This window comes from Sorangium sp. So ce1153, from assembly GCF_051521595.1.
Lineage (GTDB): Bacteria > Myxococcota_A > Polyangia > Polyangiales > Polyangiaceae > Sorangium.
Genome location: NZ_CP150361.1, coordinates 8,688,852 through 8,702,968, shown reverse-complemented (window position 1 = coordinate 8,702,968; position 14,117 = coordinate 8,688,852). Strand labels below are relative to the sequence as shown.

Sequence of the window (14,117 nt, the reverse complement as noted above, 5' to 3'; positions counted from 1 at the left end):
CGCGTGTCGTCCGGCGCCGGCGCGCTGCCCGCGCGTCGAGCGCAGGGCCGAGCGGACGACCCGGCTCACGTTGACGGCGCCGCGGCAGATCCGCTAGACGGCGTGCCGATGGCCGAGCCGTCCGAGACCCCCTTCGCCCTGCTGGGCGGCGAGCCCGCCGTGCGCCGGCTGGTCGAGCGCTTCTACGATCTCATGGCCCGCGACGAGCCGGCGCTCGCCCGCCTCCACGTCTGCGACGAGAACGGCCAGGTCTCCCGGGAGAGCCGGGACCGCTTCGCGCTCTTCCTGATCGGCTGGCTCGGCGGCCCTCAGGACTACATCGCGGCCCACGGCCACCCTCGGCTGCGAATGCGCCACGGCCGCGTCCCTGTCGATGTGGCAATGCGCGACGCCTGGCTGCGCTGCATGCGCGCGGCGATGACCGAGCTCGGCGTGCCAGCGGCGCTGTACGGCTTCCTCGACGAGCGCTTCAGCGAGGTCGCGGACTTCATGCGCAATCGTCCAGGCTGAGCCGCCCCGCCGGCAGGCTGGTGTGGCTCTTGCAGCCATGTTGGCCATGAAAAAGCAGAAGAAAGCTCCGCCCGCGAAGACCCCCGCGCCGCAGCAGGCGGCCCCGGTTGACGAGAAGGAAACGAGGGAGTCCTCGCCGGAAGGCGATGTCGCCGGAGGCGCTGCAAAAGGCGCCTTCGTCGGAGGGCTCCTGGGCGGCGCCGGCGGCGCGGCCGTGGGGGGCGCCGCGGGCCTGATCGGCGGCGCGCTCGGCGAGGACAAGGGCTCCGGCTGGTGATCCGGAGCTCGCGGCTCAGGCGCCCGCGGCCGGCTCCGGCTCCGGCGGCGCCTCGCCCGCCTTGCGCTCGCCCCAGCGCGGGCCGTCGAGGAGGCGGGCCACCACCATGCAGCTCACGTTGTCGCCGACCGCGTTGACCAGCGTGGCCGGCGGATCCACGAGCGCGCCGACGGTGGAGATGATCGGCAGCGCCTCGATCGGGAACCCGAACAGCGACACGATCACGAGCTCGCCGATGAACCCCCCGCCGGGGATGCCGCTCATCACCGTGCCGCTGAGGATCGCGACCCCCACCACGGCGAGGTAGGTGTCCGCCCCGGCGAGGTCGCGGCCGAAGAGCCCGAAGAGCAGCGCCACCTTGAGCACCGCCGAGAGGCACGAGCCCTCCATGTGGATGGTCGCGCCGATCGGGATGACCACGTCGGCGATGTCGTCAGGCACCCCGGCGCGCCGCGCCGCCTCGATGTTCGACGGGATCGTCGCCATGCTGCTCGAGGTGGCGAGGGCGGTGAGCGCGGGCGGCGGGATGTTCCGCCAGAACGCCCTCACCCCGCGCCCGCGGCCGGCGAGCCACGCGTACAGCGTGAAGGCGACGAAGAAGTACGCGACGGCGAGCGGGTAGAAGAGCCCGAGCGCGCGGGCGTACGACGAGAGCAGCGCCGGGCCGAAGGTCCCGACGAGGTGCGCGAAGTACGCGCCGAGGCCGATCGGCGCGTAGTACATCACGAGGTCGACCACCCTGAGCATCACCTCGTTCGCCGAGGCGAGCAGCCGCGCGAAGGGCTGGCCGCGCTCGCCGGCCGCCGTGGTCCCCAGCCCGACCAGGAACGCGATCACGATGAGCGGCAGCACGTTCTTGCGGGAGAGCAGCTCGCCGAAGTCCGCGACGCTGACGGCGCCCACCAGCTGGTCCCCCAGGCTGACCGGCGCGACCTCCGGCCGCCCGGGCAGCGCCACGTCGAGCCCCGCCGCGGGCGGGTAGAGCTTCACCGCGACGAGCATCAGCGCCGACGCGACCAGGCCTGTCGCGACGAAGACGCCCAGCATCGCGGTCACGATGCGGCCGAGGCGCCGCAGGCTGCTCATGCCCGCCACCGCCGAGGAGATGGAGAAGAAGATCAGCGGCACGACGAGGGTGAACAGCAGGTTGAGGAAGAGATCGCCGAGCGGCTTGAGCGCCGCGGCCCGCTCGCCCAGCGCGAGGCCGAGCCCCGCGCCGGCGGCGATCGACGCGAGCAGGAGCAGCGTGAAGCCGTACGACGTGAGCAGGGTCCGCAGCGTCTTCGTCATCGCGCCCGCCAGCATGCCGCCCAGCATGCCCCGATGAGCGCGCGCGTGTCGCCGCCCGCCGCAGCGCGCCGCGCCGCGACGAGGGCCGGGATCACCCCGGCACCCGGTTCGCCGGGATCACCCCGGCGCCGCGCTGGCCGGGCCCGGCCGCGGCCGCGTCACTCCGGCCGGAGCCCGGCGAGCGCGGCGCGGGCGAAGATCTCCGCGATGAGCCCGATCGCGCGCTCGTCGAGATCGAAGGCGTGGTGATGGTGCGGCGCGGCGGTGGGCCCGCCCGCGCCCACCGTGAAGAGGCAGCCCGGGACGCGATCCGTGAACTCCGAGAAGTCCTCGCTGACCGTCATCGGGCCGGGATCCAGTACCTCGGCGCGCTCCGTCGCCCGCGCCGCGGCCGTGACGAGGTCCACCGGCGCGGCGGCGTTGGTCGTGACGGGCGAGCTCGACAGGACCCTGAACTCGCACGCGGCGCGCAGGGCCGAGCACACCCCCGAGGCGATCCCCTGGATGCGCTCGAGCGCGTGCTCCCGCGTCGCCTGCGAGAACCAGCGCACCGTGCCCTGCAGCGTCACGCGCTCCACGACGACGTTGGGCGCGTCGCCGCCGGAGATCGCCGAGACGCTCACGACGACCGGCTCGCCCGGCTTCGTCTCGCGCGAGACGATCGACTGGAGCGCGGTCACGACCTGCGCCGCCGCGTAGATCGGATCGACCGACATGTGCGGCAGCCCGCCGTGCCCCGCGTTGCCGACGACGACGATCTCGAAGACGTCGATCCCCGCGAAGAACGGCCCGGTCCGCGTCGCCACCACGCCGAACGGGAGCGGCGACATCACGTGCGCGCCGAGCGCCTGGTCGACGCCGTCGAGCGCCCCCGCCTGGATCACCTGCAGCGCGCCGCCGCCGAGCTCCTCCGCGGGCTGGAAGAGGAAGCGGACCCTGCCGGCGACGCGGTCCCTGCGCGCCGCGAGCAGCTCGGCCGCGCCGAGGAGCGCGCTCACGTGGGCGTCGTGGCCGCACGCGTGCATCACGCCGCCGGTCTCGGAAGGGAAGTCGTGGCCCGACCGCTCGACGACGGGGAGCGCGTCCATGTCGGCGCGCAGCAGCACGGTGCGACCGGGGCGCTCGCCCACGAGATCGGCGATGACGCCCGTACCGGCCACGCCCGTGCGCACCGAGAGGCCGAGCTTGCGCAGGCGCTCGGCGACGACCTGCGACGTGCGCACCTCGGCGTAGCCGAGCTCCGGGTGCCGGTGCAGGTCGCGCCGGAGGGCGACGAGATCGCGGTCGAGGAGCTTGACGTCTTTGCTGAGATCATCGGCCATGCGGCGATGCTAGCACTCCAACCAGGTTCGTGAAGGTCGGAGCCGCTCCGAACTCGACATGTCCGAGCGAAGATCCACGCTTGGTCCATCGCCTCGATTGACCATCCATGTTGGTGAAGCAGGGTGTTCGAACGCGGTTGGTCCGAGCCGATCGGCAGCGTTTCTCCTGCAGAGCGCGGACAAGCGCGTGGCGGTGCTTTCGTGCCGCGGGACAGAACCGGGCAGCCCTGATCAGCTGGCTGGGGAGCACCTACAAGAACGACGTCGCGCCGCGGACGCCAGGCGCCCGGTGCCCACCGCGCGGCGCGCGTCGAGCACCTCGCCGGGCGCCGCGCGGGCCTCGCCCGGTCGGGGAGCGCGCCTCGCGCCGGTGACGATTTCCTGAATCCTTCGCTCCGCGCCGGGGCTTCTCCAGGCGAGGGATGGAGGAGCGCATGAAACGCAATGTGGGGAAGATGGATCGCCTGTTCCGTGGTCTGGGGGCGCTGGCCCTGATGGCGTGCGCCTGGGCGGCGCCGCTGCCGCTCGCGGCGCGCCTGGCCGCGTTCGGCGCCGCGGGCGCGTACCTGCTGTTCACGGCGCTCTCGGGCACGTGCCTCGGGTATGCTCTGATGGGCAGGTCGACCTGCCCGCTCCCGCGGGGCTGAGGCGCTCGATGGACGCGTCGATCTCACACGATACGGTCCTCACGGCGGCGGCGCGCGGCGACGACCGCGCGCTGGAGCTGCTCGTCCGCGCCTACCACGACCGCGTGTACCGCTTCGGGCTGCGCGTGTGCCGCGACGCCTTCGACGCGGACGACGCGGTCCAGGAGGCCTTCACGAAGCTCGCGCGACGCCCGGAGGTCGCGCGGGACCCGGGCGCCCTCTCGTGGCTCATGACGGTGGTGCGGAACGCCTGCCTTCGCATGCTGCGCCCGTTCGCGCGGGAGCGATCGCGGCTGGGGGAGCGGGTGGACGACGCCGACGAGGCGGCCTCGGCCGAGCTCGACCCCCAGGCAGCGCTCGAGCGCTGGCGGCTCGTGCGCGCCGTGCACGAGGCGATCGCCGCGCTGGAGCAGCCCTACCGGGAGGTGCTGGTGCTGCGCGACGTGGAGGGGCTGACGGGCGAGGAGGTGTGCCAGGCGCTCGGGCTCGGCGAGGCGGCCATGAAGAGCCGGCTGCACCGGGCGCGGCAGCTCGTGCGGGGGGAGGTCCTCCGGCGGGAGGGCGCGTCTGCCGCGCGGGGGAGCTGAGGGCCGTGCTCGCGAGCAGGAGCCTCGTGGAGCACCTCGCCCGCGGCGTGCTCGGCTTCGGGGCCGTCGCGGCCTCGGCGCTCCTCGCGCCGGCGTCGCGCTGGGCGTCGCTCGCGCTGCTGCCCGTCGCGCTCGTCGCGCTGCGCGGCTGCCCGATGTGCTGGGCGCTGGGGCTGATCCAGACGGTCATGGCCAGGGCGCGCGGGGAGCGTCCCGAGGGGGCGTGTCGCGGCGCGCGGTGCGCGGCGGCGCTCGACGAGCGACGGCTGGAAAGTGTGGACGCAGGCCGCGCGGCGCCTCGCGCCGGCCGCGGCCGGCACGTTGACAGCCCGGGGAGCCCGCACTAGTAGCCGACATGGCATTCATCTACGATGAGCCGAGCAGGACGTTTGGCGAGTACCTGCTCGTCCCGAACCTGACGACCAAGGACTGCGTTCCTGCGAACGTCGACCTCACGGCCCCCGTGGTGAGGTTCAAGGCAGATCCGAGCGCGACCCCGCCGGACCCGAGGCAGGCGCCGCTCACGATCAACGTGCCCGTCACCAGCGCGCTCATGCAGTCGGTGTCGGGCGCCGAGCTCGCCATCGCGCTCGCGCGCTGCGGCGGCCTTTCGTTCGTCTACGGCTCGCAGGGCATCGAAGAGGAAGCCGCGATGGTGCGGCGCGTGAAGAACTACAAGGCCGGGTTCGTCGTCAGCGACTCGAACCTGCGCCCGGAAGCGACGCTGGCAGACGTGCTCGCGCTGACCGATCGCACCGGCCACTCCACGATCGCGATCACCGAGGACGGCACGCCGACGGGCAGGTTCCTCGGCATCATCACGAGCCGCGATTACCGCATCGGCAAGACGCCGTTGAGCACGCCGGTGCGCGAGATCATGACGCCGTTCAAGTCGATCCACTGCGGCAAGGTCGGCCTCGATCTGCAGGAGGCCAACGAGCTCATCTGGCGACACAAGCTCAACACCCTGCCCGTGATCGACGAGCGGCAGCACCTGCAATACCTCGTGTTCCGCAAGGACTACGAGTCGCACCAGGCGCACCCGCTCGAGAACGTCGACCGCGAAAAGCGGCTGATCGTCGGGGCCGGAATCAACTCGCGCGACCACAGGGAGCGCGTGCCGGCGCTGATGGAGGCGGGCGCCGACGTGCTCTGCATCGACTCGTCGGACGGCTATTCGGAGTGGCAGCGCGACACCATCGAGTTCGTGAAGTCGAACTACAAGCACGGCCTCATCGGCGCTGGCAACGTGGTCGATCGCGAGGGGTTCAACTACCTCGTCGAGGCGGGCGCCGACTTCGTCAAGGTCGGCATCGGCGGCGGCTCCATCTGCATCACGCGCGAGCAGAAGGGCATCGGCCGCGGCCAGGCGTCGGCGGTGATCGAGGTGGCCAAGGCGCGCGACGAGCACTTCCAGAAGACCGGTGTCTACGTGCCGATCTGCTCCGACGGCGGCATCAGCCAGGACTACCACATCACGATCGCGCTCGCGATGGGCGCCGACTTCGTCATGATGGGCCGCTACTTCGCGCGCTTCGACGAGGCGCCCGGGCGCAAGGTCCGCGTGAACAACCAGTTCATGAAGGAGTACTGGGGCGAGGGGAGCAACCGCGCGCGCAACTGGCAGCGCTACGACCACGGCGACGCCAGCAAGAAGAAGGATCAGCTCGAGTTCGAGGAGGGGGTCGACAGCTACGTGCCGTACGCCGGCAAGCTGAAGGACAACCTCGACGTCACGCTCGCCAAGGTGCGCTCGACGATGTGCAACTGCGGCGCCCTCTCGCTGCGCGACCTGTACATGCGCGCGCGCCTGACCGTCGCCTCGGCGGTCAGCATCCACGAGGGCGGCGTGCACGACGTGATGCTGAAGGACACGCGAACGAGCCCGCGCGAGGCCTGAGGGCCCGGCGCCGAGCCCGGGGACTGCGCCCCGGGCCGCGCGAGGCGCTGGTCCCGGGGGCGCGCCCGGCGTATGGAAGGGGCCACCATGCATCGGGTGTTCATCGACGGACAGGAAGGGACGACAGGGCTCCAGATCCGCGACCGGCTGCAAGGCCGCCGCGACCTCCAGCTGCTCGAGATCGACCCGGAGCGGCGCAAGGACCCGGCGGCGCGCCGCGCGCTGATCAACGAGGCGGATGTCCTCATCACGTGCCTCCCCGACGACGCTGCCCGCGAGTCCATCGGGCTCATCGACAACCCGAGGACGCGCGTCATCGATCCGAGCACCGCGCACCGCACCGCCGACGGCTGGGTCTACGGCTTCCCGGAGCTCCGCCCCGGCCAGCGCGACGCCATCCGGAGCGCGCGGCGGGTCGCGGTGCCCGGGTGTCACGCGACCGGGTTCCTCGCCCTCGTGGTCCCGCTCGTCGCGCGCGGCCTCCTGCCCCGGGACGCCCGCGTGGTCGCCCGCTCGCTCACCGGCTACAGCGGCGCCGGTCGCAAGACGATCCAGGCTTACGAGCAGGCCGACGCGGCCCGCCGCGAGCAGCTCCGCGGCCCGCGCCCGTACGCGCTCACCCTGCAGCACAAGCACCTGCCGGAGATGCGCGCGCTCGCCGGCCTCGACCGGGTGCCTTTCTTCGAGCCGGTCATCGGCGACTTCTACAAGGGCATGCTCGTCTCGGTGCCCCTGTTCGCGGACGCCCTGAGCCAGCCGGCGACGCCGGCGGCCGTCCACGAGCTCTACGCTTCCTATTACGCCGGTGAGCCGTTCATCCGCGTGATGCCGCCCGGCGGCCAGGGCGCGCTGGACGAGGGCTACCTGAGCGCGCTCGGGTGCAACGACACGAACCGACTCGACGTGTTCGTGTTCGGCGGCCCGGACCAGATCCTGCTCGTGGCGCGGCTCGACAACCTCGGCAAAGGCGCCTCCGGCGCGGCGGTGCAGAACATGAATCTGATGCTGGGCACGCCGGAGGACACCGGCCTCGACTGACCCGGCGCGGCCGCCCGGGTCGGAGGGCGCGGGGAACGGCGCGAAGGTGCGCTATGCCATGGCGTGTCCGCCGCCTTCCGGCGAGTTCACGGGAGCCCGCGGCTGCCCGTTCCGCCGGGGCAGAGCGGGTTCCCCATCAAGGGCGCGCCGTACGCCAGGTTCCTCCTGCGCGTCGCGCGCGAGATCCCGGACGGCGGGCCGACCTGCGGGTAGTGCTGTCATTTGAACATGAAGGCGGTAAGGCGGGAAGAAAATCTCAATGATCTTCCCGCCTTACCGCCTTCATGTGAACCCTCTCTGGGCAAATGACAGCACCACCGACCTGCGGCCAGGGTCGCGCGTCGGATCAACGTCGCGGATCGACCTGACGGCTCAGCAGGCGGTGAAGCTCTCAACGCCCGCGCTCGCACGCGCTGACCTTGTCGGCGATGAAATCGAGATTCTGGTCCACACGGGCATCCACGCCCGTCGTCCTGCAGCTCCCGTCGCCGAGTGAAGTGACGCCGACGAGCAGGGCGCCGGCAAACGCGGGGCCGCCAGAGTCGATGTTGCAGGTGTTGTGCTCCGCGTCCCCGTAGGAGAACCAAGCACCATCGATCTCGCCGACCTCCATATCCGCTCTGCGGCGAACACCGTAAGACCCGCGGTCCGACGGATCGGACAGGCCATAACCGACGAACGCCAGGCTGTCCCGCCTGTACGTCGACTCCGGGAGGGCGCTGCGTGGGATGGCCATCGGGACCACGCCCGGATGCTCGGACAGGCAAAGGATGCCCACGTCGTTCGCGGCGTCCTCCACACGGATCGGCCGGTTCGACGGGAATCTCTTGGCCGCCCACACGTTGCGCACGAGCGCGGCGCGGGGGGCGCTCGTGATCTTGCAGTCGAGCGAGAACGTGAACTGCGTCTCGTCTTCGGTGTCGAGACAGTGCGCGGCGGTGAGCACCGCATGCCGGCTGATCAACGTACCGGAGCAGTGCACCTCGCGATTCCGCAGGATGGCTCCGACAGCGGTCCACTCGCACTGCCGATCACCACCAACGATCTTTGTGCTGATGTCGATGTCTCGACTCCTTTGCGAGCGCGTGACCAACGCTGCACGGGCCTTGATCAGACCGCTCGGTTCTCTCTTGATCTCGGCAAACGGGACGAGCTCTGATGTACCAGTGACCAGCGGATCGCGCTCGATGTCGTTGTGGCCGCCCTCCGGCGCCTGCGCGCGGAATGCCAGTGTTCGTCCAGGTTCATCGGCGTCCTGCAGGCGACCCTCCCCGGGCGCGCGCAGCTGCGCGGGCGGCTCGGGAGAGGCTTCGCGCGTCCCGCCCGCCGCGCCGCAACCGGCGAGACAGATGAATCCGAGCAACGTGATCGCACGATGACGCATGCCATCCTCCATCAATTGAAGTCCAAAAAAGGAACGTAATAACCGATGCTGAGGCCGACGCGGAGCGCGCCGCCAGGCCTGTCCATGAGGAGCGTCTTCGAGGTCTGGGCGAAGAGGGCCGGCGCATAGTGGACGTCGAGCGCGAAGACCGCCGGCGTTTGATGACCGAGGGTGAGTCCAGCTTGGAACCCGGCGACCAGCATCGTGTCCCAGCGCGGCGTGTTGATCCCCTCGCTCGTGGAGTACGAGGCGAACTGGCCAATGTCGATGGGATAGGCCATCATGTGCCACCCGAAGCTCTTGGACCAGCCCCCGTCCACAGCGACGCCGAGAGGGAGCGCGAGCTGCGGTGCCATGTACTTGATGCTGCCGAGGTGGCCCTTCGCGTCGCGCACCGCCTCGACGCCGGTCGTGAGGAAAGAGGCGTTGGCGCCGACGGACACGATGGTGTCCTTGTCGCGCCCGCGCCTGTCCGTCATCTGCTCTACGAGATCCTCGATGAGCTTCCTGCGCACCTCGTGCAGCTGCTTGTCGGGGGGGCCGCCGCCGCTGTAGGTGGCGGCAAACGCGCCGATCGTCGCGACGACGCGGATCGTCACCTTGAACTGGTCCACCTCCTCGCAGCTCTTGGTGCACACGTCCGAGACGAGAGCCGCACCTTTCGAGAGCGCCGTAGGGAGATCCTCGTCCACGATCGCGAGCAAGAGGCGCTGTACGTTCTCGAAGATCGCGCGTGCCCGTTCGTGCTGCTCGCGGGGCTTGCCCTGGAATTCCTTGTCAACGACGGCTTGGGCGAGCCAGCCGGCGACCTCCAGGGTCAGGCGCCAGCGGTCGCGCGGGCTGACGCCGGCGCTCGCGGGGCTCACCGCGTCCACGACGATCTGGGCCAAGGCCGCGGCCCGCGTGCGCAAACGGGCGAGCTCACTCGAGCGGGGTTTGAGGCTCTCGAGCTGCTCCTTGTAATCTTCGCGCAAGAGCGTCTCGATATGCACGGACAGATCGCATTGGTCGGCGGTCTGCACGAGGCAGCGCCGCGCCGCCTGAACCGCGATCTTGAATGTGAGCTCGTCCAGCTTGCCCAACGACCAGGTCATCTCGATCGCTTGATCGATGACCAGCTTGGGGTTGGGGAGCGTCGCCTGGAGGTGGCCGCCGTGAAAGTGGATCTCGAGCGACGCCGTGATCATCTCGACGAGCGCCGCCAGCGTCGTGAGCGCCTCGGACCGGTCCCCCGCGGCGATGACAACCTTGAGCGGCGCCTGCGCGGCAAAGGTGAGCAGATCCGAGACCAGCGCCGCCTGGAGCGCCTGGCTCTGTGCCGCGATGTCGTTGAGCTGGACGGTGGCCAGCAGCGCGCAGGACCTCCGCAAGAGGATCTTCTTGGGCGGGGGAGCCTTGGGATCGATGAGCACGCCCTGGTCGTCGATGCGGCAAAGCGTGTTGTCGATGCGTTCGCGGATGATGTAGAAGCCCCTCGCGCGGGCTCGATCCACCGCGATCTCCGCCAGGATCTGCAGCAGCTCGGCGGCCATCTGCGCGGCCTGCTCGTCGATGCCGCCAGGCAAGGCGCTTCGCAGCGTCACGGCGTTTCGCTTGCTCTCCAGCTGCTTCGTGCGCTGGGAGCATACCAGGAGCGGTCCCGACAGCCGCACGCTGTCGAGACCGCAGCTGTGCCCATCTCTCTGCGGATTGGGAGGCGGAGGCGTCGCCTGCGCGAACATGTAGACTGTCGGCCCGACCTTCTGGCCGTCGCAGGTCGCCGCCAGCGTCAGCTCCACCGCTTCCTTGAGCGCTTTGACGCTGATGTTCGCGGGGTGGATCGTCATCTCGGACGAGGCGGTCTTCAACGTCGCTTGCACGTTTTTGCACGCGGTCGGCACCTTGATCTGGAGCTCGACGGCTTGCGACAACGGCAACCCGGGCGCGGGCGCCAGCGTCCAGGTGTTCGACGTCGAGTCTCTCTTGAACTCGATGGTCTCTGCGTCGGCCGCCAGCGCCGTCGCGACGCCACAGGCAAGATGACCAGCGCTGGTCAGCGCGATGAACGCCGCGAGCGGGATTCGATGTCTGGATAGAGCGATCGGCGTCAAGGGAACCTCCTTCGGGAAGTACGATCTCTCAAGCGAGCACGAGGCTGTTCGGTCCGAGCGGCGCCATGGCGGGCCAGCGCTGCTCCAGCCGCCGTCCGACGAATCGATTGCGTTCTACAGCGCGGTTCTTGCGTCCGGCGCCAGCCGGGATGTGCTGATTCAGCCGCCCGGTGAAGGCACCCCCTCCGGCGATGCCTTCTTCGGTCCGAGCAGGACCGCAGCCACGAACGTGTATGCAGCGAGCAGCAGCCCCCCCATGACGGGCGTGAACGTGGGGACGACCTGGCGAATCACGCCTCCAGTCGCGAACACCCACACGCCGAACGAGAACATGGACAGCGTGAGCTGTAATGGGCCTCTGACCTGCTCGACCCGCCACAGGTAAAGCGGCGTTCCCACCAGGAAGAGCGAGAAGAGGAGCCAGAAGACCGGCTCGAGCGGCACCTGACCCGCTCCGGCCTGGAGGAGGCCGTCGATCACGAGGAACGTGCCGATGACCTCGCTCGGGATCAGCTTGATAAGCCGCTCCCTGAAGGTGTCCATCGGAGGAGCCTCGCCGCCCGCCTGCCTTGCTGCCGAGCGAGCTCGCATCACGTCGTCACGTACAATTTCACGTCCCATAACACCCTCGTATCGCAGAGCGGCTCGTCCAGGCTTGGACGGCCGGTGTTCACAGAATGGAGTACCGGCGGCGGCGCAAGACCATGTCACCGTCGGGGCCAGGCTCCAGCGTATGCGTGGCGCCCGGGGGCAGATCGGCGCCCGCGGGCGCAATCCTGGCATTGTCGTCGAGAACACGTCTGTATAGATCCGCGTCCGCGCGCGCACCTACCGGGGATCCGTCGACCGCGAGCGCGGCGACGTCGCCGGACCGTGCAAGCGTGATGTCGGCGGCGACGGGCGTCGGGCTATCCGGGGCGTCGCCCACCAGCGCGGAGATGCGCGCGCCGCCGTCGCCCGACTCCGCGATGGATTCGACGCGAAGGAGCCGCTGCCCGAACCGGCGGTGGAGCCGCAGATCGAGCGCGGAACCCAGCGCCTCGGCGTCGCGGATCCCGAGCACGCGCGCGAGGATGAGCGGGCCGGCGGACCACGCGTCGAAATCGCCGTCAGGACCGAATCGGAGCGCGTGCATCCCGAGAGCGCGGCACGCGCCGACGTGCTCGGCGCTCTCGGTGACGAAGAGGCACGCGTCGAGCCGAGGCGCCACGCCGAGGCGCTCCAGGGCGAGCTCGAAGACGGCGCGATGCGGCTTGCGTACCCCGGCCTGCGTCGACAGCGTGATCCGCTGCTCGGGAGGCTGAAAATACGAGGCCAACCCGAGGTGGCTCAGCATGTCGACGTGATCGCGGAAGAGCCGCTCGATCTCGTCAGACCCGGCGCCCGGAGCCGGCATCGTGAAATCGGAGACGAGCGCCATGGGGAGCCGTTGCCCAGAGCTCGTTCGAAAACCAGAGATCACATCGAGCGCTCCTGCGGCATCCGGGAGCACGACGCCGCCGTGCTCGAGGGTGCCCCCCAGGTCCAGCAAGAGGACGCTTGATGGGAGAATGGTTTGGATATCCATGGCGCGTGCTCCTCGATTCCAGAAGACAGCTCGCCTCGAATCGCGAGCGTCGTTATCAGGGCTGTGCGGGGTGCGGGCGGCGCGGAATGCAGTCGATGCGGCGGCGACGCAAGGTCACCGTGCCCTGCTCATCGACGATCTCGTGGGTCTTGAACGAGGAAGGATCGAAGATCGTGAGGCCAGGGTTGGCGAAGCCCTTTGGATCGAGGCGACCACGCCGCAGGAGGTCCTCGAAGAACGCCCGCGCCGCGTCCTCGGGCGAGGCGACCGCGACGTCGCCGACCGACTTCGAAGCCCCCGCCACGCTGAAGCGCCGCTGCGCGGACGTCGCCTGCACGCGGATCGTGGACACGTTGAGGCCGTAACCCGACACGTCCAGATCGTGGGGCACAGGCTGCCCGCCCAGCCCAGCGGCCACGCCGACCGGCACGTGAGCCGTCGCGACGGTCACGGCGCCCGGGATGGAGAGCAAGCCGTGGCGGACGAGCCCGACCTTGATCGCCTCGGCATACCCTTGGTTCTTCTTCATCGCCGCGCGGAGCAGGTGTGCGCCCACCTGGCTCATGTAGCTGGGGACGATCGGCGAGCTCCGGACGGCTTCGACGAGCAGGGACGCCATGTCCCGGCTCACCTCCAGGAGCTCCTCTTCCTTCTGTCCCGGCCGGCTGGAGAACATCCCCGCGAGCGCGTCGAGGAACGCGGCCGTAAAGACGCGCGAGAGCGAGTGCGGCTCCGACGTGAGTATCGTGGCAGGGCCGGATGTCGGCAGCTCGTCCGGGGACTGGTAAAAGAACAAATTGGCGGCGTCGCGGAGACAATCGCGCTCGACGGCGCTGGGATTGAGCTGTCGAATGGCCCAGCCGAGCTGCTCGGCCAGGCGCGAGAGGCGTGAAGATCGATTGAGGCGACCTTCGGTCTCCGCGAGCACCGCCGCGCGCATCGAGGGGAGCTGCAAGGCGACGAGGATCGCGCTCATGTCGCCGAACGACTCGTGGAACGCGTCAACCTCGATGGACATGGTATTCCAGAGCCCGGCCCCAATGCTGTCGAGCACCGCGTGACCGTACTCGTGACTGACGATGTCCGGGCTCTCTCCGGAGAACACCGTCGAGCCGAGCACCGTTGCGTGAAAGAACGTGAGCGCCTGCCGATCGTAAAAGGCATTCAGGTCGACCCCGGCATCGAGGATGATGTCGAGGGTGGGACCGACGCTCGGATTCCACGTCGCGTTCTGAGGGAGGATGGCTCCCCAGAAGTCGGAGCAGCGACGGAGCGCGGCGGCGGCGCCCCAGAACCGAAATCCGGGCGTGCCCTCCGGGAAACGATCCTGCGCAGGCGCAGGGTTCATGACGATCTTCGTGGGCAGCGGCTGATTCTCGAGCACGGGAAAGGGGACGCTCACGAGCACGCCGCGCGCGTCGAGGGCGCCGGGATCGTCTTCCCACGTCGAGCACAACGCAGCATCCGAGCCAGGGTCCGATTGAGAGACATCGTTGGGTCCGGGC

15 protein-coding genes are annotated in these 14,117 nt (G+C 70.0%); 8 read left to right on the top strand and 7 right to left on the bottom strand.

The genetic code is table 11. The features are described from left to right. Positions 1 to 108: 108 nt before the first annotated feature. Together WME85_RS31265 and WME85_RS31260 are read left to right on the top strand one after the other, a co-directional pair. On the top strand, positions 109 to 510 hold the full coding sequence (locus tag WME85_RS31265; RefSeq protein WP_437826613.1) for a group II truncated hemoglobin: 402 nt from the start codon (positions 109 to 111) through the stop codon (positions 508 to 510). A 46-nt stretch (positions 511 to 556) separates the two neighbouring features. Beyond that, positions 557 to 787: a hypothetical protein gene (locus tag WME85_RS31260; protein WP_437826612.1), complete on the top strand. Its 231-nt coding sequence runs from the start codon at positions 557 to 559 to the stop codon at positions 785 to 787. Positions 788 to 802: 15 nt separating this feature from the next. Here the strand turns inward: WME85_RS31260 and WME85_RS31255 are convergent, their stop codons facing one another. After that, a complete protein-coding gene (locus WME85_RS31255; RefSeq protein WP_437826610.1) occupies positions 803 to 2,104 on the bottom strand; it encodes a dicarboxylate/amino acid:cation symporter in 1,302 nt (433 codons plus the stop codon). Between the two features lie 131 nt (positions 2,105 to 2,235). Beyond that, positions 2,236 to 3,399, bottom strand: a complete 1,164-nt coding sequence (locus WME85_RS31250) for a M20 metallopeptidase family protein (RefSeq protein WP_437826608.1) — start codon at positions 3,397 to 3,399, stop codon at positions 2,236 to 2,238. Positions 3,400 to 3,833: 434 nt separating this feature from the next. Here WME85_RS31250 and WME85_RS31245 point away from each other — a divergent pair, with 434 nt between their 5' ends. The 6 genes from WME85_RS31245 to WME85_RS31220 all read left to right on the top strand — a co-directional run bounded on the left by WME85_RS31245 (position 3,834) and on the right by WME85_RS31220 (position 7,784). After that, a complete protein-coding gene (locus tag WME85_RS31245) occupies positions 3,834 to 4,046 on the top strand; it encodes a YgaP family membrane protein (protein ID WP_437826606.1) in 213 nt (70 codons plus the stop codon). 8 nt (positions 4,047 to 4,054) lie between these two features. Then, positions 4,055 to 4,633 (top strand): RNA polymerase sigma factor, encoded by a 579-nt coding sequence (locus WME85_RS31240; RefSeq protein ID WP_437826605.1) that lies wholly within the window; start codon positions 4,055 to 4,057, stop codon positions 4,631 to 4,633. 5 nt (positions 4,634 to 4,638) lie between these two features. Then, a complete protein-coding gene (locus WME85_RS31235) occupies positions 4,639 to 4,980 on the top strand; it encodes a hypothetical protein (protein WP_437826603.1) in 342 nt (113 codons plus the stop codon). Positions 4,981 to 4,988: 8 nt separating this feature from the next. After that, entirely contained in the window at positions 4,989 to 6,533 is a 1,545-nt protein-coding gene (locus WME85_RS31230) for an IMP dehydrogenase (protein ID WP_437826601.1), read from the top strand. An 87-nt stretch (positions 6,534 to 6,620) separates the two neighbouring features. Then, positions 6,621 to 7,571, top strand: coding sequence for an N-acetyl-gamma-glutamyl-phosphate reductase (gene argC, locus WME85_RS31225; protein ID WP_437826599.1), 951 nt, complete (start codon positions 6,621 to 6,623; stop codon positions 7,569 to 7,571). Between the two features lie 63 nt (positions 7,572 to 7,634). Further along, the gene (locus WME85_RS31220) at positions 7,635 to 7,784 is read left to right on the top strand and encodes a hypothetical protein (protein WP_437826598.1); all 150 of its coding nucleotides are present in this window, start codon (positions 7,635 to 7,637) and stop codon (positions 7,782 to 7,784) included. Positions 7,785 to 7,962: 178 nt separating this feature from the next. Here the strand turns inward: WME85_RS31220 and WME85_RS31215 are convergent, their stop codons facing one another. The 5 genes from WME85_RS31215 to WME85_RS31195 form a co-directional block, all read right to left on the bottom strand. Further along, the gene (locus tag WME85_RS31215) at positions 7,963 to 8,955 is read right to left on the bottom strand and encodes a S1 family peptidase (RefSeq protein ID WP_437826596.1); all 993 of its coding nucleotides are present in this window, start codon (positions 8,953 to 8,955) and stop codon (positions 7,963 to 7,965) included. A gap of 11 nt (positions 8,956 to 8,966) precedes the next feature. Beyond that, complete coding sequence (locus WME85_RS31210) at positions 8,967 to 11,045, bottom strand: hypothetical protein (protein WP_437826594.1); 2,079 nt, start codon at positions 11,043 to 11,045, stop codon at positions 8,967 to 8,969. A gap of 159 nt (positions 11,046 to 11,204) precedes the next feature. Next, entirely contained in the window at positions 11,205 to 11,588 is a 384-nt protein-coding gene (locus WME85_RS31205; RefSeq protein ID WP_437826592.1) for a hypothetical protein, read from the bottom strand. Between the two features lie 127 nt (positions 11,589 to 11,715). Further along, positions 11,716 to 12,612, bottom strand: coding sequence for an HAD family hydrolase (locus tag WME85_RS31200; protein WP_437826590.1), 897 nt, complete (start codon positions 12,610 to 12,612; stop codon positions 11,716 to 11,718). Between the two features lie 55 nt (positions 12,613 to 12,667). Continuing rightward, positions 12,668 to 14,068, bottom strand: a complete 1,401-nt coding sequence (locus WME85_RS31195) for a hypothetical protein (protein WP_437826588.1) — start codon at positions 14,066 to 14,068, stop codon at positions 12,668 to 12,670. Positions 14,069 to 14,117 lie beyond the last annotated feature (49 nt).